Below are 18,594 nucleotides of genomic sequence, written 5' to 3' on the forward strand. Positions count from 1 at the left end.
AATGGGGAGAAATTGGTGAGTTATAGTATAAAAAGGATTTTTCTCAGTTAATATGAGAAAAATCCTGTATATGATTAAAGGAATTATTTTTTAAAAGATACTACAAAGGTGAAGACATTATTATTAAATTTAACATCGTTAACTTCAAAATCTTTAGCATAATGTTTCATTAAATCTTTAATATTTACAGAAAGCTCATTATCAGACAAAGAGAATATATCATCATCTATATCTTCTAGATCAAGGTTATTTACGAAAGGTTGTAACATTTTAGAAGGATATTTGCTGCTTACATCAAATTTCATTAATCCCTTTTCAAAGGTTTTGTAGGACAGTGTTACCAAAACATCTGGTAATAGTTTAGAAATGGACACCGTAAGTCGAATTTTATTTTTATCAAAGAGTTCCACCTTTTTTATATTGTCAGAATTTTTAGAAAGAGTGCTTTGTAGGATGGAAACTGCTTCTGACATCGATATAGTTAACTCTGCCATTGTATCCTCCTTGATTTTTATTATATTTGAATTTATGAGACCATAAGCCTCCTTATATAATATGCATGGAGGTTAATGTTGATGAAAGATTAATCATATATTTTTTATATAAAAAGTTTAAAACTATAAGGTTTTAATAGTATGTTTTAACGGTTCTAGATTTAATAACATAGGAATATATTTAAATACTGAATAAGGAGGAGAAAGAGTGAAAAAAATTTCTTCTGTATTAATAACAATATTATTTATTGCAATTGCTGCGGTTGGGATTTATTATAGTTATAGGAGTCATAAAAAAAATAAAATAAATGAAGAGCGGATTAGGGTTGAATATGAGCAGAAATTAAAAGAGGCTGAGGAAATAAAGAAGCAGAAAGAAGCTGAATTAGAGCAGCAAAAGCAGGAGATAAAAGAGGCTGAAGAGAAAGTAAAGGCCTTAGATGAAAAATGCAATCAGGCTCAAGAACTTTTTAATAATAGAAGCTACAAAGAGGCTGTTCAGTTGGCGGAGGAAGTTTTAGCGGAGGATAATAAAAATTACAGGGCTTATGCCATTAAGGGAATAGCTCTTTGTTATGATAAAAAATCCAACGGCTTTGATGAAATTGAAAGGGCTTTAGAGATAAATCCAAGTTATGCCTATGCTATGTATAATATGGCTTTAGCATATGAAATATCTTTTGATTATGATAATGCTTTACAGTGGTATGAAAAGGTCTTAAGCTCTTGCAAGGAAGATAAGCTAAAAGCCTTGAGTAACTATGGTATAGCGGTTATACAAGCCAGAAAAGGAGAAAGAGATAAGGCCACAGAATATTTAAAAGCAGCGGTAGCCTTAGATAAGGCTTTAGTTGAAAGAGCTAAGCAGGACGAGAATCTTTCAGGTTTAGAAATTAATGAGTAAATTAGCATCCTTTTTCAACTAGCAGATAAAGCTAGTATGAAGGAGGGTGTTTTGCTTTGCTGTAAGCACATAATTGCATAGAAAGAGAGAAAAATATTAAAAGACCTATACCTAGTAAAAAACTTTGCTTATTTATATTTTTAGATAATATTTTTAATTAAAGAATACTATAAGAATGCACAAAAGAAGGAGGCCTCAACTAATGTTAGAGAGTAATGAAAATCAATCTGAAATAAAATTGAAATATGGAATCTATTTGAAACGATCTTTACTAATATTATTATCAAGTCTTTTATTTTCCTTGTCCCTTAATCTTTTCGTAGTACCCAATCACTTCTTAAGCGGAGGAGTATCAGGAATAGCCTTGATTTTACAATATATTACTGGTATAAATGCTGGATATTTCATTATTATTTTAAATATTCCACTTTTTATATTAAGCTATAAAAAGCTACCTAAGGAGTTTACTGCTTTAACTGCTCTTGGAACTATAGCGCAGGCTGTATTAATGATTTTAACTAAGGGGATATCTAAGTGTTATACAATTAATGATCTATTATTAGCTAGTATATGTCATGGTGTAATTGGTGGTTTTGCAATAGGTAATATTTTTAAGTACCATGGTTCATTAGGTGGTACAGACATAGTAGCTATGATGGTTAGAAAAAAGAACAACTTTAACATTGGTAAGGCTTCATTTGCTATAAATGTGGTAATTATATCTTTTGGGGCCATCTTTTTTGGATTAGATCGAGCTATATATACATTTATTTCTATGTACATATCCACCTCTGTCATAGACAAAGTTATTAAAGGCTTTAATAAAAAGAATTTGGTTTTTATAGTTACTAATAAAGAAGAATTGATTATTGAAAAGATTACTAATGACCTTAGACGAAGTGCTACTGTAGTAAGGGCAAAAGGAGGATACTCAAAGGCTGATAAGACGGTGATATACTGTGTTTTATCAACGCCTCAAATTCCAAGATTAAAGCAAATTGTAGAAAAGTGTGATGAAGGAGCATTTATGTCCATACTAGATGCTGCAGAAGTACAGGGAAAGGGATTCGAACATCCTATTTAAGATTAGGTTTTTAAAATTATAGTAATGATCCTTAGAGAATTTTATATTAAAGAAATTTATGAAAACTGTGACTTATTATAACATGAATCGTATATATAGTATAACCGCAATAGAAGAGGTGGATATTTAATGGATGAAGATATAAGACTAGTAAAAGAAGTCCTTAACGGGAATTTAGATAGCTTTAATATATTGGTCAATAAGTATGAAATGCAGATAATAAAGTTTGTTTATAATATGATTCATGATAAAGAAGCCTCTGAAGATATAACTCAGGAGGTGTTTATAACTGTATATAATAAGCTATATATGTATAATTCTAACTATAAGTTTTCTAATTGGATACTTCAAATCGCTAGAAATAAATGCATTGACTACATAAGAAAATATAAAAGGGTATATGAATCAAATTTAGAAGATATTAAGGAAGTATCCAGTAATGAAATATCACCGGAGCAATTTGCAGAATATAACGAAACTAAGAAGATGGTAAAGGATTACATAAATGAGTTAAGTCCTTTAGATAGACAATTAATTATTCTGAGGTATACTCAAGAACTTACCTTCTATGATATTGCAGAAATACTAAACATGAGTGAATCTGCTGTAAAGAGAAGATATTACAAAATAAGAGATAAGTTTAAAGAGTATTCAAAGGTTAAAGAAAAGAGGTGGAGAGTATGAACTGCAAAACCTTTATGAGAAAACTACCAGAATTTATGGAAAACAGCATTATGTATGATATGAGTGAGGCGATGGAGAAGCATATGAATGAGTGTAATTCTTGCAAACAGAGATTTGAAGAAGAAAAGGCCATAGAACTAGCCTTTAGTATGGCATTAGACACAGATGAAATAAGCTTCAATAGTTGCAGATCAGATATTATGAAAAATATAGATAAAAATAAATATAGTAAAAGTCCAATTAGTAAGGTAAAATACGGTATAAAAAAGTTTCAAATACAGATTATTTCCACTGCGGCAGTTTTATTAATGACTGTGTTAATAACTCCTCATATTGCTAATAAATATACATCCAGTAGTTCATCAGAAAGTGGAATGTTAGTGTCAAATAATAATGATGACAAAATGCTTATAGCAAATAATGATCAAAATCCAACATCAGTGGGTATGGTAAATAATAGTTCAGCAGGAAATATAGGGTCTCAAGAAAGCATGATTATGGATGATGAATTGGAGATAGATAAGAAAGAAATGAAAAAGCTTTTGGAGTCTAATAAAATTTATGTTCCTAAGTTTACAAGAGTGGATTTAGAGGTAAATGAGAATTTGGAATTTGCTACTGATTGGGTTGAGTCTCCAGACAAAGCTTTGAAGGTTGCTATAGAAGGAAGAGGAGATAATGGTACAGAACAGGGCATTGGTAAGCTTGTTTTTATTAACAAAAGTACATCACAGATGTGGAAGTTAAGTCTTGCTAATAACGAAACTAAGCAATTCACACCTATGAAGGTTAGCTGGTATGATAATGAGAATTTGATGGTTATATTTGGATACGGGCAAGGTCGTGAAACCTTAGGGGGAGATGTGATTTTACTAAATGCTTTTACAGGTAAAGCTGTAAATATATATTGGAAATACTCCTTAGATAGTAAGAAACAAGTAGTAGAAGCTATTAGAGATAATGATAAAATTAATTTAAGGGTAATACTATATGATGATAAGATTATTAACTATAAAGAAGAATTTAGAAGTATAGTTTTCAATGAGTTATATAACGATAAAATAGATTATTCTAGCTCAGTGCAAAATGAAGCTTCAAAGTCTGCAGGAAATAACTATGTAGATAATAATGATATATTTATAAAAAGCTTAGAGCAACTTAAAAAGTCTATTAATGAGAAGAAGTATGAATCTATGAGTTCAATGTTTTCACAAGATCTATTAAAGGAAGAGGCTTATTTAAATTTATTACAAGTTCAAAGTATGTACTTAGTTAGGGTTATTAATGTTTCTAATAGTGCTGGAGAAGACTCAACTAGTATGTATTATGTAGAAACTATTATGGATATGAAAGAAGAGAGTAATTTGTATAAGACTGGAGCAAATTTCTTATCCATATGTGTGCAGAAGAATGAAAAAGGTAATCTAATTATTACAGATATAGAAAGGTTACCACAAAATTAAAATTAACTTAATATGCATAACGACTATTTTAGAAATAAAGAGGATATATACCTCTTTATTTTTTCCTTTAAAAGCCTTATTATTAATATAAAAAGTAATGAAAAATTGGTGATATAATGAAAAAAAGTGCGAATTACTATAAAAAGGCTTTGGCAAAATATTATAGTGGAGATTTAGAGAAGGCTTTATATTTATGCGAAAAAGGAATTTCTAGCAGCCTAAAGAATGCAGCAGCTATTAATTTAAAGGGATTACTTATGTATATAAAGGGCAATATGTCTGAGGCTAAAGGTTTATGGAGGCTAAATAAGGACTATAATAAGGACGAAGTTGCCAAGAAGTATCTTGAAAGCTTAAAAGATGATGAGCAAAGGCTATTGATGTATAAGGAAAGTGAGAGCTTAATAGAGCAAATGAAATTTAAAGAAGCTCTGGACTTACTTTTAGAATGTAAGAAAAGCGATTTTAACCTTATAGCAGTACATAATGCTTTAACAGATGTCTATATACATTTAGGTCAATTTGAAGAAGCAAAGGCTTGTATTGATAAAGTGTTGGAAGTTGATAAAAATAATGAAGTAGCCAAAGAAAATAGAAAGCTATTAGTGGATTATAGAGTTATAGAAAATAAGCCTAACTATAAAAGATTAGCTTTTATACTAAGTTCATTTGCTGTAGTAGCGGTAGCTTTATTAATTATTGTACCTAAATTAGATATAGATAATAAGGTTAAAAAGAATACTGATAGTGCTATTAAGGTCAGTGATAAAAAGGAGTCAGATAATAATCAGCTAGAAAGTAGTAAGCAATTAGAAAATACTGCTGAGAAAAATAGTTCTAAGCAAGAAGAAGATTCAAAGAAGGTAGAGAAAATTGCTTTTCCTACTGAAGAATTAAATGTTGCTATAAAAAATAAGGATTATAATACCCTCTATAGAATTTTAACTAGCTATAAGATAGAAGATCTTGAGGAAGAAGATAAGACTTATTATAATCAAGCTAAAGCCATTATGGAGAAAAAGGGAGTGGAGTATTTTTATACAAAGGCTAGAGATTTCCATACTAAGAACCAATATAAAGAGGCTGTTGAACAGTATGCTAAAGTAGAGCCCTTTGGAGAAAAACATTATTTCTATGAGAGTACAATATACATGATGGCTAATTGCTATAAAGAGTTAAATGAAGTTGATAAGGCTATAAATTATTTTGAAAAATATATATCATTGGATGTTAAGAAAAATTATGAAGGTGAGGCCTTATATAAACTGGTTCTTTTATATAAGGATACAGACATAAATAAGGCAAAAGAATACGCCAACCAAATTAGAGAGAGATTTAAAAATACAATTTATAATAACAGTATAGTACAAAAGGTATTAAATTCAAAATAAGTTTTCACTATGCTTGAATTTAAGCCTATGTATAGGTAAATAATATTACCGGGGTGATGCTTATTGAAAATAATAAAAAATGCAGAAGTATATGCACCAGAGTATATTGGTAAAAAATATGTGGTAATAGCAGGGCCATTAATTGAAGGAGTATATGATAGCTTAGATATACCAGAAGCTTTTCCTGGACTTGAAGTTATTGATGGAGAAGGAAAGCTAATGTTTCCAGGGTTTATAGATTCCCATGTCCATATTATAGGTGCTGGAGGAGAGGGAGGTTTTAATACTAGAACTCCAGAAATACAGCTTTCACAGTTAATTTCTGCTGGTATTACAACGGTAGTAGGTTGTCTTGGTACAGATGGTATAACTAGAAATTTAAAAACTTTACTAGCAAAGGCTTATGGTCTTGAAGAAGATGGAATTAGTGCTTATATTTTTACTGGTTCTTATCAACTACCTGCTGTATCCATAACGGGAAAGTCTAGTGAGGATATTATATTAATAGAAAAGGTAATTGGTATTGGAGAAATAGCCTTATCTGATAATAGGTCTTCTCAACCTAGCTATGAGGAATTTTTAAAGGTGGTAGCAGAAGCTAGAGTAGCAGGTTTAATATCTGGAAAAGCTGGTGTGGTAAACTTGCACATTGGTAATGGACGAGAGGCGTTGTCTTATCTCATGAAGATGCTAAAGGAAACAGACATACCAGCTACCCAAGTTATTCCCACCCATATCAATCGTTCTAAAGATATTCTTAATATGGGAGTAAAGTATACAGAACTTGGTGGGATTATAGATTTAACAACAAGTTTTGATGTTGATCATCTGGAGGATACTGAAGTTAGGGCTGCTGAAGGATTAAAAATATTATTAGATAAGGGAGTAGATATATCCAAAATCCAATTTACTTCTGATGGACAAGGAAGTTTACCAATATTCGATGAAAAAGGGCATTTTAAAGGCTTAGGTGTAGGCTCAGTAAAATCCTTGTATGAAGAGGTTAAGGAAGCGGTTTTAAAATATGGAGTTGACTTAGAAGAGGCTTTAAAAGTCATTACATCAAATGTAGCAGATAATTTTAAGTTTAAAAAGAAAGGTAGAATAGAATCAGAAAAAGATGCAGATTTAGTGTTAGTTGATAAGGAAACTTTAGAAGTAAGGGATGTTTTTGCCAAGGGAAAAGCTTTTATGGTTAATGGCAAGCTCTTAGTTAAGGGAACTTTTGAAGAGTAACAATCCTTTTAGGGTATGTTGACAGATAAGTGTATAAAATTATATAATTATTTTATACCTGTAAGGGGTATATAATGTTTGGAGGGATAAGAAAATGAGAGAATTTACAGATAACAATTTTGTGGAAGAAGTTGAAAATTATGATGGAATTGCAGTAGTAGATTTTTGGGCATCTTGGTGTGGACCTTGCAAAATGCTAGCTCCTATTTTTGAAGAACTTGATTCAGAGTTAGGGGATAAAATTAAATTTGGAAAGGTTAATGTGGATGATAACCCATCAATTTCTAATAAATATAAAATTGCAAGTATTCCAACTTTATTAGTATTTAAGAATGGTAATGTAGTAGATACTCTTGTGGGATTTAGACCAAAACAGGAATTAAAGGTTGTTATTGAAAAGTATGTATAAAGAGGTGTAACCTTGAATAGAAGATATGATATAGCTATAGTAGGCAGTGGCCCAGCAGGACTATCCGCTGCCATTAATGCTAAAATTCGAAACAAAGACATAATTATTTTTGGATATAAGGACTTGAGCAATAAGTTGGTTAAAGCGCCTAAAATAAACAATTATTTAGGCTTTTATGACATTAGCGGTGAAAGCTTGAAGGAAAGATTCCAAGAGCACATTAAGGCTATGGACATAGAAATAACAGAAGAAAGAATTAATGCTGTATATGCCATGGGAGATTATTATGCTCTTATGGCTAATGAAAAGATTTATGAGGCTAAGACAATTATTATTGCTACAGGTATGGCCTATGCCAAGCCTTTAAAAGGTGAGCTTGAGCTATTAGGTAAGGGTGTAGGTTATTGTGCTACCTGTGATGCGCCTCTCTATCGTGGTAAGGTTGTAACTATTATCGGTTACAATAAGAAAGCAGAGAAGGAAGCAAATTATGTCAGTGAGTTAGCAGGAAAACTATATTATGTGCCTATGTATAATGATCCAGTAAATTTGAGAGAGGGTATAGAAATAGTAAAGGATAAGCCCTTAGAAATTAGAGGAGAAGATAGGGTTAAGGAACTTTTGCTTAAGAGTAATACCATTACTACCGATGCTGTTTTTGTTTTAAAAGATAGCATTTCTCCAGGACAGTTAGTTCCAGGATTGGAAATAGAAGATGAACATATAAAGGTTGATAGGAGTATGCAAACCAATCTTCAAGGTTGCTTCGCTGCGGGAGATTGTGTAGGAAGGCCATATCAGTACATAAAGGCTGCAGGAGAGGGATTGATTGCAGCTATGAGCGCTGTTGCTTATATTGATTCAAAAAAATGATTATGAAATTCAGGGGTGCATAAATTGCACCCCTTTTCCCTTTTAAAAGAATGTTTATTTATATTAATAGTCATTAGAAACAACTATTTGTTTACTACAAAAAAAACGTGATTTCCAATAGGCTTTACATTACTTTTCTTTACATTTATCATCCATTTAGAAGTAGCAATGTCAGGATTATAGAAGAATACTGCTTCATTTGTAGGATCATTTCCTTTTAGTGCAGTGTATAGGGCTTTATAACATTCATCTGTAGGTTTTACTTTTATAACACCATTTTTTACACAAGAAAAGGCGCTCTTTTGTTTGATCACACCTTCAACGGTGTCAGGAAACTCAGGGTGTATTAACCTGTTAAGAATTACTGAAGCCACTGCTACCTTTCCTTCAAAGGGTTCTCCGGCACTTTCAGCACATATTACTTGAGATATTAAGTAAATATCATCATCACTAAGATAAACTTGCTTATTTTTATAATTAAACATTTGTTGCTTTTTATCGTTAGATTTGTTATATACAGTTTTAACATCAGCCTGACATACTACTAGTCTAACCTGAAATAAAATAGACATTAATAAAAAAACTGTAAAGCCTAAAAAGAATTTTCTTTTCATACAATACCTCCTTTTGCCTGCGAAGTTAGCTGACGGGTTCGGAAAAGGTATAACCTACACCAGATGGTGATTCACCCCATAACTTGGTTCCTCCGCATTTTAAAGCAAATTATGCCGTAAAATTTAGGCTAATGGTATTGTTACCAACTTTAAAAAAATAATACATAAAACTCTAAAATTTATTCTGAAATTTTTTCTTTAAAAGTGTTATAGTCTTTAACGATGCTGTTATATTTGTCTTGAAGGCTTAAAAATTTATTATCTGAATCAGAATAAATTTTCTTTAATTGCTCCTCTGAAATTGTTTTATTATTTTCTGTAGATGAAATCAAGTTCATTTCTTCATTTATAGCGGTTATAAAGCTTTGTATAAAGGAATTATAATAATTGCTAAGTCTGATATAATCATCCCTTAAAGCTATAGCGCTTTGAGGAACAGAACTTAAGTTGAGAATTTCCTTTTGTAGATCATTATTAATATTATTATATTTATTTGCTAATTCTATAACTTTATCGTAGTCACCAGTGCTATTACGAACTTCACTTAATTCAAGGGAGAAGTTAGTATTAATAGGTACAAACCTTTCTATTATGGAATCTAAGAAATTTGCAAAAGCAGTATCTTCTTGTAATTTAGCTAATGCTTCTTCCTGAGTGTTAATTAGCTCATTGCTGTAAATAGTAAAGGCTTTTATAAAGTTCTTAGCTTCATTTTCTACAGAGGGGGATAGGGAATTCACAGAAAACTCACTGTAGTAGTTTTCACAGTCATCTCTATATTTTTCAAAGTTAGCAAAGTATTCTTTTAAATCATTGCTGTTAGGAGAATTAATGATGTTTAAAATTTGCATATACATTATCCTATTACTCTTTAAGCCTTCAATTAGGCTTGTATGTTGAAGCTTAAATTTATCCCCCGGAATTTCCGCTTCGGCTTTATTTCTAATAATATCTAGCTCCTTCATCATAGATGGAAGTTTTTCTTTTGCTAATTCTAAATTAATATCATTATTATCTAACAATTGGTTGGAACTTTTATTTATAGAGTTAATTTGAGAGATTAAACTACTCATGTTCTTTTCATATTTATTTAAACTTTTATCAATGAAAATAAAATATGTAGCAAAAAATACAGTAGCTAGTATTAATGCTGAAGAAATGGTTATAATAATAGTTAGCATTGTTTTATTTATCTTTTTCTTTTTTGGTTTCAAGATATACACGTTCCTTTCTAATATTTATATCTAGGGTTTAATTTCTGCTATAAATTAGTGTGAATTAATACAATATATTCTATCATAGATTTTTAAATTACTCACCGTAAATTACTGTAAATTATACTTGCTTATCTCTAGAATAGGACAGGCGTGTAAAAAATAATAAAATATGTAGAGGTAATTAAATTCCTGGTACATTGAAGTTGAATAATAGTGTATAATTGATAATGAGATTAGAATTCGGGGTGACAAGGTTTGGAATTTTTGAAGATGCTACTATATACCGTAAAAAGTATAGATTTATTTGCTATATTAGATATCGTAGTTATATCTTATATATTTTATAAGGGATATACTCTTTTAAATGAAACAAGAGCTATGCAGCTTATAAAAGGTATAATTTTTATTATTATATTAATTCCTATAAGCGATTTGTTGAATCTTACAATGCTGAATCTAATTTTAAATGAAACATTAACCATTGGAGTGCTATCTATTGTTATTATATTCCAACCTGAAATAAGAAGGGCTTTAGAGCATTTAGGAAGGACGGCTTTTACAGAGAGGCATCTTTTATTAGAAGATGATAAAGTTATGGACAAGGTGGTTACGGAGTTAGTTAATGCGGTAGATAATTTGTCAAAATCAAAGACTGGAGCCCTAATTGCTATAGAGCAAAAAACTGGCTTAAATGATGTAATTGCATCAGGTACCGAAATAGATGCTATTATATCCGCAGCTTTGCTAGAAAATATATTTGTAGTCAACACCCCACTCCATGATGGAGCGACTATTATACGTAATGATAGAATTTTGGCAGCGGGCTGTGTATTGCCGTTGACATCTAATACAGATATAAATAAGAAGCTTGGAACTAGACATAGAGCGGCCTTAGGCCTTACAGAGATATCCGATGCCTTAGTGGTAATAGTTTCTGAAGAAACAGGAACCATATCTCTTTCTGTTAATGGAAAGCTTACTCGAAACTATGATAAGGATAGGCTAAAGGATATACTCATAAGAATTATGAAAAGGAGACAAACAAATAGAAAAAGAACCATAAGAGAGAAGGTGAAGCTGTGGATAACAAAAAGGACAACCAAATTATTATCAAAGTGATTTGTGTTATAGCTTCCTTTATCTTTTGGCTTTATGTAGCAAATACCAAGAATCCAATAAGAGATAAGAGAATAACCCTTAAAGTAGTTATGGAGAATACAGATGTAATAGAAAAGTCTAAATTGGCTATACTACCGAATGAGGATTTTAAAATTTCTGTAAGAGTACAAGGTCCCATGCTGGAGTTAAGCTATTTAAATGAAGATGATATAATCTTAAAAGCGGATTTTGCACAAGTTAATCTTACAGAAGGAGTTAATAGGATTCCAGTATATGTTTCACGAATTCCTAAAAATATAGATGTAGTAGATAAGGATAATCTTAGTATAGATGTGAATTTGGATCGTTTGATAGAAAAAAGTGTTGCTGTAAGAGATAATATTTCAGTAACAGCCAAGTCTGGTTATACAGCTTCAAAACCTATTATAACCCCTCAAAAGGTAATGGTAAAAGGACCGGAGCAATATGTGCAAAATGTTTCATATGTGGAGGTAGCTACAAATCTTGAAAATATAAGCAAGGATGAAGAACTTAATTTACCACTACAGCCTTATGATGAAGCAGGAAGAGAGGTTAAATATGTAACGGTTGAGCCTAAGACGGTAAATGTGGTAGTACCAGTGAAAAAAACGAAAAAAGTAGCTGTAAAGGTCGAAACTACAGGTACTATAGCTAATGGGGGGATTTTAAAAAGTATTGAGGCAGATCCTAGTACTATAGAAATAGCTGGAGATGAAAAGGTACTTGAAACTATCAATGAAATTAAAACAGAAGCAATAGATTTATCAGATATAAGTGAAGATAAAAGCGTGGAAGCTAAGTTAGTATTGGATAAAGTTACTACTATATCTGGTAGCGACACAGTTGCAGTAAAAATAGCGGTAGAAAAGATTGAGCAAAAAAACGTGTCTCTATCTATTAATTTTACTAATTTAGCAGGAGGGTTGAAGTTTATATCGGATTATGAAAAAGTTTCCTTTGTAATATCAGGTGCTGAGACTGCTATAAATAAATTTAAAGCAGAGGATATTACCTGTACTGTAGATTTAAAAGATCTTTTAGAAGGTACATATCCTTCTTTACAGGTAAAGGTAATAGCACCTAAGGGAATTACAATTGAATCCTATTCACCCAAAACTGTTAAAGTTACAATAGAAAAGACTCAAAGGGATACGTCAATGGAATCAACTGATTCAAATAATAGAACAATGGATGAAGGTAATGAGAGAAATATGGGTAATGGAATTCAAGCAAGTCAATAAACAGCTAATTAAAAATTTGCATATATAAAATAGCATGGAGGAACATATGACAATAAGAATAAACAATCTTTCACTAGCTTTAGAAGAGGATATAAGTTTGCTAATAGATAAAGCAGCAAAGAAATTAAAAATTTCTAAGAAGGAAATAAAGAACTTTAAGATTCTTAGGGAATCAATTGATGCTAGAAAAAAAGACAATATTAAATTTAACTATTCCGTAGAATTAAGCTGTAATATGGAAGAGAAGTTAGTTAATAGATGTAAAAGTAACGATATAATACTACAAGTGGAAGAGCCTAATGAACCTTTAACAATGGGCAGCAAAAAGTTATTACATAGGCCAGTAATAGTAGGAATGGGACCTGCAGGTATTTTTGCAGGTCTACTTTTAGCAAGAAAAGGATATAAACCTGTGATTTTTGAACGAGGAGAAGATGTAGATTCTAGAACTAAAACTGTAGAACACTTTTGGAAAAGTGGAGAGCTTAATACAGAAAGTAATGTACAGTTTGGTGAAGGAGGAGCTGGAACCTTTTCTGATGGTAAGCTGACAACTAGAATAAAAGATAAGAGATGTGATTTTGTATTACAGGAGTTTGTTAAGGCTGGAGCACCAGAGGATATAGCCTACAGTGGAAAGCCCCATGTAGGAACAGATATATTAAAAACAGTGGTAAAGAATATTAGAGAGGAGATTAGGGCTCTAGGGGGAGAGGTACATTTTAATAGCAAATTAGAGGATATTATTTTGCAGGATAATAAGATAAAGGCTATTAAAGTAAATGGCAATGAAGTTCCTTGTGAGGTTCTCATTTTAGCTATAGGTCACAGTTCTAGAGATACTTATGAAATGCTTTATAATAAGGGGATATTTTTGTCACCTAAACCTTTCTCTATAGGAGTTAGAATTGAACATCCTCAGGATTTTATCGATGAAGCACAGTATGGCAAGTATGCTAAACATCCTAAATTAAGAGCCGCAGATTATAGGGTGGCGTACACCGATAAAGGATTAAATAGGTCTGTTTATAGTTTTTGCATGTGTCCTGGAGGAGAAGTGGTAGCTGCAGCCTCTGAGATTAACAGGCTAGTAACTAACGGCATGAGTTACAGGAAAAGGGACAAGGAAAATGCTAATTCTGCCTTGGTAGTATCTGTAGCTCCACAGGATTTTGAAGGAAATTCTCCTTTAAGGGGAATGGAGTTTCAAAGATATTATGAAACCTTAGCCTTTAAGGTTGGTGGTGGTAATTATGAGGCACCTATACAATTAGTTGGAGACTTTATAAAGGGGGAGGACAGTAAGAAGTTAGGTAGAGTAACTCCTTCCTATAGACCGGGATGGAATTTTGCTAAGTTAGATAAATGCTTGCCTAAATATGTGGTAGATATGTTAAAGGTAGGTTTAGATCAATTTGATAAAAAAATTAAAGGCTTTGCCATGGAAGATGCAGTGCTTACTGGTATAGAAACTAGAACTTCGGCACCGGTGAGAATTGACAGGAATGAAAAAGGAGAAAGTATTTCTACCAGGGGCCTATATCCTACTGGAGAAGGTGCAGGATATGCCGGTGGAATTATATCCGCTGCAGTGGATGGCCTTAGAATAGCAGAAGAAATTATAAAAAATTATAATAACTTGGTCTGATAATTCTGACAATTCCTATATTCCTTTATTTATTTGTTAAAATATAATCAAAGGTTTGATTATAAAACATCGATATTCAACTTTAATTACTAATGTAGTTGCTATATTAAATTCAATTATTTTAATATACATTGTAGAAAAGTTAACAAAGCTTATGGGGTTCTAGAGGGAAAATTATTTTTATTAGGAGGAATACATAATGGTAAAGAATTTTGATGATTTATTAGCCAAGGTTAAAAGTGGACGAGTTAAAAAGGTTGCAGTGGCTGTGGCTCAGGATGAACCAGTATTAGAAGCTATAAAGGCAGCTCAGGAACAAGGTATTGCAGAAGCTATATTGGTAGGTGACCAGGAGGCTATTAAAGAAATAGCAAATAAAATAGACATGGATCTATCAAAGTACGAAATTATTCATGAAACTAATGCTGCAAAGGCGGCACTTAAGGCTGTGGAATTAACTTCAAAAGGCGACGCTGATATGGTTATGAAGGGCCTTATAGATACAGCAAGTTTTTTAAGAGCTGTATTAAATAAAGAGGTTGGGCTTAGAACTGGAAAGTTAATTTCTCACGTTTCAGTATTTGAAATAAAGGGCATAGACAGATTGATATTCTTAACAGATGCAGCCTTTAATATGTATCCAGATTTAAAAGCTAAGGTTGATATGATAAATAATGCAGTTAAGGTTGCTCATGCAGTTGGCCTTGAACTTCCAAAGGTTGCTCCGGTATGTGCTGTTGAAGTGGTTAACCCAGATATGCCAGCTACAATAGATGCATCACTTCTTGCTAAGATGAATGACAGAGGACAAATAAAAGGATGCATAGTTGATGGGCCTTTAGCTTTAGACAATGCTCTTTCAGAAGAGGCTGCTAAACATAAAAACGTAGGCGGACCTGTTGCTGGAAAGGCAGATATCTTACTTCTTCCAAATATTGAAGCGGCTAACATAATGTATAAGACCTTAACATATACTTCTGATTCTAGAAACGGAGGATTGCTAGTAGGAGCAGCAGCACCAGTTATTCTAACTTCTAGAGCAGACAGTTTTGAAACTAAAACTTATTCCATAGCTTTAGCAGCTTTAGTAGCAAATAATAAATAATATTTAAGAAAGGGAGGCGTAAAAATGGCCTATAAACTTTTAATAATTAACCCAGGATCAACTTCCACAAAAATTGGAGTATATGAAGATGAAAATCCAATTTTTGTAGAGACTATAAGACATGCAACTGAAGAAATAGAAAAATTCAACTCTGTAGTAGATCAATTTGAATTTAGAAAAGATACTATATTACAAGTACTTAAGGAAAAGAATTTTGACATTAAGGAATTAAGTGCTGTTGTAGGAAGAGGCGGACTTCTAAAGCCTATAGAAGGTGGAACATACACAGTTAATGATAGAATGCTAGAAGATTTAAGAGCAGAGGTTAGAGGACAACATGCTTCCAATCTTGGAGCACTTATTGCTAACGAAATAGCTAAGGATCTAAATATACCTGCTTATATCGTTGATCCAGTTGTAGTAGACGAATTGGATGATGTGGCTAGAATTTCAGGTATTCCTGAAATAGAAAGAACTAGTATTTTCCATGCTTTAAACCAAAAGGCTGTAGCTAAGAGATATGCTAAGGAAAATGGTAAGAAGTATGAAGATATCAATGTTATAGTAGCTCATTTAGGTGGCGGAGTTTCTGTAGGTGCTCACAGAAAGGGAAGAATTGTTGATGTAAATAACGCTTTAGATGGAGAAGGTCCTTTCTCACCAGAGAGAAGTGGTGGAGTTCCTGTAGGAGATCTAGTAAAACTATGCTATAGCGGAAAGTATACATATGAAGAAATGAAAAAGAAGATTACTGGAAAGGGCGGTTTTGTAGCTTATCTTGGTACAAACAATGCTCTAGAAGTAGAAAATGCAGCTTTAGCTGGTGATCCAAAGGCAAAGCTTTTATACGAGGCTATGGCTTATCAAACTGCTAAAGAAATAGGTGCTTGTGCAGCAGTACTTAGCGGACAGGTTGATGCAATCATTATAACTGGAGGTATAGCTTATGGAAAACCAATGGTTGATCCAATAAAGGAAAGAGTATCATTCATAGCTCCAGTAGTAGTATATCCAGGAGAAGATGAACTTTTAGCCCTAGCTCAAGGTGCTATTAGAGTACTATCAGGAGAAGAAGAAGCTAAAATTTATCAATAAATATATAGGACAGTCCTGATCTAATAAGGTCAGAGTGACTGTCCTTTTTTAAAGCTAAATATGTGAGGAGTTATCCTGTTTATTCATTTGATTTTTATAAGCTACATATGCACCAACACTAAGACCTACAACTGCTGCAGTTTTACTTATGCTAGGCATCATTTTTCTCTTTTTACTCTTGTTAGGCATAAGCATTGAAGCTAAAGAAGTAGCACCTATTATTTCTCGTATCAATAATATCCCCTCCTTATACTTTTATAAATAGTTTGCCTAAAAATTATTACTTTATCCATGTTAGATAGACAATCTAATGGCAGCAATTACAGCCGTAATCTATAGCGCTTCTGCAAATTTGTGATATAATGATTATGTGAAAAAATTACGGTTAATTTAAAGGCTATAACTAACATGATAAAGAGGGGTAATAAATATGAGTAGAATGTTTGGAACCGATGGTGTAAGAGGAATAGCAAACTCAGAGCTTACTGCGGAGCTAGCCTATAATTTAGGTAGAGCAGGAGCTTTTGTTTTGACAGAAGGTACCCATAAGCCAAAGATTTTAGTAGGTAAAGATACAAGAATATCCTGCGATATGCTTGAGTCTGCTTTAGTAGCTGGTATATTATCTGTAGGAGCAGAAGCAGTTTGTGTAGGAGTAGTACCAACTCCCGCCATTGCATATCTTACTAGAAAATATAAGGCTGATGCAGGGGTAATGATATCTGCTTCCCATAATCCTGTAGAATATAATGGCATAAAATTCTTTAATGGTAATGGCTATAAACTGTCAGATGAGTTAGAGGATAGAATTCAAAGTGTTATAGAAAGTAATTTTGAAGGAGTACCTTCACCGACAGGAGCAGACCTTGGAAGAAAAATTGTAGAGGATAGTGCTCTTATAGATTATATAGACTATGCTAAATCAACTATCGATATTAATTTAAAAGGTTTGAAGATAGCTTTAGATTGTGCCAACGGAGCTGCTTATGTTGCAGCGGTAGAAACTTTTAGAAGCCTTGGAGCAGAGGTTGTAGTTATAAATAACGACCCAGATGGTATAAATATAAATAAAAAATGCGGCTCTACTCATCCAGAAGAGCTTATGGACTATGTTGTAAGAAAAAATTGTGATATAGGACTAGCTTTCGATGGTGATGCAGACCGCTGTCTTGCTGTAGATGAGAATGGCAATCTAGTACATGGTGACTTTATGATGGCTATTGCAGCTAAATATTTAAAGCAGCAGGGAAGATTGAATGATAATGCTCTAGTAGTTACTGTTATGAGCAACCTAGGCCTAGATATTGCTATGCAAAAGGAAGGTATTAGAACTGTTAAAACTAAGGTTGGAGATAGATATGTGCTAGAAGAAATGGTAAAGTATGGCTACAAGCTTGGAGGAGAACAGTCCGGTCATATCATATTCCTTGACTATAATACTACCGGTGATGGTTTGGTAACTGGACTTCAGATGGCAGCTATTGTTAAAAAGAGTGGAAAAACTTTATCTGAGCTAGCATCTATGATGAAGGAATTACCTCAAGTATTAGTTAATGCAAGAATACCAAACCACATGAAAAATATCTATGAAACTGACGTTGAAATAGTTGAAGAAATAAAGAGAATCGAAGAAGCTTTAAAGGGATGCGGAAGAGTATTAATAAGACCTTCCGGTACAGAACCTTTAGTTAGAGTTATGTTAGAAGGTGAAAACCAAGAGGAAATAGATAAAATGGCCCACGATCTTGCAAAACTTATCGAGGCTAAAGCAAATAAGTAATTTTCTATACTTTATAAATGAAGTATAGAGTCTTTTCAATCAATATTTGAATCAATATCTTAACAGCAGAGGTGGCTTTTGGCCACTTTTGCTTTATATAAATAAAAGGCTGAAGAGAATTTATAAAAGATAATTTGCTAGTAAAAGTTAACAGTTGTTCATAATAATAAGCAATATTTTCATATTTTTTTTGTTGACCTTCGTATATTATATAAA

The 18,594-nt window shown here is 32.3% G+C and carries 19 protein-coding genes and 1 riboswitch; of the genes, 14 read left to right on the forward strand and 5 right to left on the reverse strand.

What is annotated here, in order from left to right:
- Positions 1-83 precede the first annotated feature (83 nt).
- Positions 84-494 carry a hypothetical protein gene (locus N3C_RS08340; RefSeq protein ID WP_074365575.1) on the reverse strand — a complete coding sequence of 137 codons (411 nt, stop codon included), beginning with the start codon at positions 492-494 and terminating at the stop codon, positions 84-86.
- A 208-nt stretch (positions 495-702) separates the two neighbouring features.
- On the opposite strand from N3C_RS08340, the gene N3C_RS08345 reads away from it, so the two are divergent.
- The 8 genes from N3C_RS08345 to N3C_RS08380 all read left to right on the forward strand — a co-directional run bounded on the left by N3C_RS08345 (position 703) and on the right by N3C_RS08380 (position 8,538).
- Positions 703-1,398: a TPR end-of-group domain-containing protein gene (locus tag N3C_RS08345; protein ID WP_074365576.1), complete on the forward strand. Its 696-nt coding sequence runs from the start codon at positions 703-705 to the stop codon at positions 1,396-1,398.
- A 202-nt stretch (positions 1,399-1,600) separates the two neighbouring features.
- Entirely contained in the window at positions 1,601-2,482 is an 882-nt protein-coding gene (locus N3C_RS08350; RefSeq protein ID WP_083604481.1) for a YitT family protein, read from the forward strand.
- Between the two features lie 129 nt (positions 2,483-2,611).
- Complete coding sequence (locus tag N3C_RS08355; protein WP_074365577.1) at positions 2,612-3,166, forward strand: RNA polymerase sigma factor; 555 nt, start codon at positions 2,612-2,614, stop codon at positions 3,164-3,166.
- Positions 3,163-4,629: a DUF4652 domain-containing protein gene (locus N3C_RS08360; protein WP_074365578.1), complete on the forward strand. Its 1,467-nt coding sequence runs from the start codon at positions 3,163-3,165 to the stop codon at positions 4,627-4,629. The genes N3C_RS08355 and N3C_RS08360 overlap by 4 nt, the downstream gene beginning before the upstream one ends.
- Before the next feature lie 116 nt (positions 4,630-4,745).
- On the forward strand, positions 4,746-6,020 hold the full coding sequence (locus N3C_RS08365; RefSeq protein ID WP_074365579.1) for a tetratricopeptide repeat protein: 1,275 nt from the start codon (positions 4,746-4,748) through the stop codon (positions 6,018-6,020).
- A gap of 63 nt (positions 6,021-6,083) precedes the next feature.
- Positions 6,084-7,256, forward strand: a complete 1,173-nt coding sequence (iadA, locus tag N3C_RS08370) for a beta-aspartyl-peptidase (protein WP_074365580.1) — start codon at positions 6,084-6,086, stop codon at positions 7,254-7,256.
- 94 nt (positions 7,257-7,350) lie between these two features.
- Positions 7,351-7,665, forward strand: coding sequence for a thioredoxin (trxA, locus tag N3C_RS08375; protein ID WP_074365581.1), 315 nt, complete (start codon positions 7,351-7,353; stop codon positions 7,663-7,665).
- 12 nt (positions 7,666-7,677) lie between these two features.
- A complete protein-coding gene (locus N3C_RS08380) occupies positions 7,678-8,538 on the forward strand; it encodes an NAD(P)/FAD-dependent oxidoreductase (RefSeq protein WP_074365582.1) in 861 nt (286 codons plus the stop codon).
- 83 nt (positions 8,539-8,621) lie between these two features.
- Here the strand turns inward: N3C_RS08380 and N3C_RS08385 are convergent, their stop codons facing one another.
- A complete protein-coding gene (locus N3C_RS08385; protein ID WP_074365583.1) occupies positions 8,622-9,152 on the reverse strand; it encodes a cell wall hydrolase in 531 nt (176 codons plus the stop codon).
- Positions 9,152-9,292: riboswitch (cyclic di-AMP (ydaO/yuaA leader) on the reverse strand. It overlaps the preceding gene by 1 nt.
- Positions 9,293-9,331: 39 nt before the next feature.
- Complete coding sequence (locus N3C_RS08390) at positions 9,332-10,375, reverse strand: hypothetical protein (protein WP_207648614.1); 1,044 nt, start codon at positions 10,373-10,375, stop codon at positions 9,332-9,334.
- 249 nt (positions 10,376-10,624) lie between these two features.
- Here N3C_RS08390 and cdaA point away from each other — a divergent pair, with 249 nt between their 5' ends.
- The 5 genes from cdaA (at position 10,625) to buk (ending at position 16,598) form a co-directional block, all read left to right on the forward strand.
- On the forward strand, positions 10,625-11,488 hold the full coding sequence (gene cdaA / locus N3C_RS08395) for a diadenylate cyclase CdaA (protein WP_074365585.1): 864 nt from the start codon (positions 10,625-10,627) through the stop codon (positions 11,486-11,488).
- The gene (locus tag N3C_RS08400) at positions 11,449-12,750 is read left to right on the forward strand and encodes a CdaR family protein (protein WP_074365586.1); all 1,302 of its coding nucleotides are present in this window, start codon (positions 11,449-11,451) and stop codon (positions 12,748-12,750) included. The genes cdaA and N3C_RS08400 overlap by 40 nt, the downstream gene beginning before the upstream one ends.
- A 46-nt stretch (positions 12,751-12,796) precedes the next feature.
- Positions 12,797-14,398 carry an NAD(P)/FAD-dependent oxidoreductase gene (locus N3C_RS08405; protein WP_074365587.1) on the forward strand — a complete coding sequence of 534 codons (1,602 nt, stop codon included), beginning with the start codon at positions 12,797-12,799 and terminating at the stop codon, positions 14,396-14,398.
- Between the two features lie 199 nt (positions 14,399-14,597).
- Entirely contained in the window at positions 14,598-15,503 is a 906-nt protein-coding gene (ptb, locus tag N3C_RS08410; RefSeq protein ID WP_074365588.1) for a phosphate butyryltransferase, read from the forward strand.
- Positions 15,504-15,527: 24 nt separating this feature from the next.
- Positions 15,528-16,598, forward strand: coding sequence for a butyrate kinase (gene buk / locus N3C_RS08415; protein WP_074365589.1), 1,071 nt, complete (start codon positions 15,528-15,530; stop codon positions 16,596-16,598).
- 54 nt (positions 16,599-16,652) lie between these two features.
- Here buk and N3C_RS08420 read toward each other — a convergent pair whose 3' ends face one another.
- Positions 16,653-16,832, reverse strand: a complete 180-nt coding sequence (locus N3C_RS08420) for a hypothetical protein (protein WP_074365590.1) — start codon at positions 16,830-16,832, stop codon at positions 16,653-16,655.
- Between the two features lie 196 nt (positions 16,833-17,028).
- Between N3C_RS08420 and glmM the strand changes: the two genes are divergently transcribed.
- On the forward strand, positions 17,029-18,378 hold the full coding sequence (glmM, locus tag N3C_RS08425) for a phosphoglucosamine mutase (RefSeq protein WP_074365591.1): 1,350 nt from the start codon (positions 17,029-17,031) through the stop codon (positions 18,376-18,378).
- Between the two features lie 4 nt (positions 18,379-18,382).
- On the opposite strand, the gene N3C_RS15210 is transcribed toward glmM, so the two are convergent.
- A partial coding sequence (locus tag N3C_RS15210) for a hypothetical protein (protein WP_207648615.1) occupies positions 18,383-18,594 on the reverse strand: 212 nt, incomplete at its 5' end.

The organism is Clostridium sp. N3C (assembly GCF_900095445.1).
Taxonomy (GTDB): Bacteria; Bacillota; Clostridia; order Clostridiales; family Clostridiaceae; genus Clostridium_AU.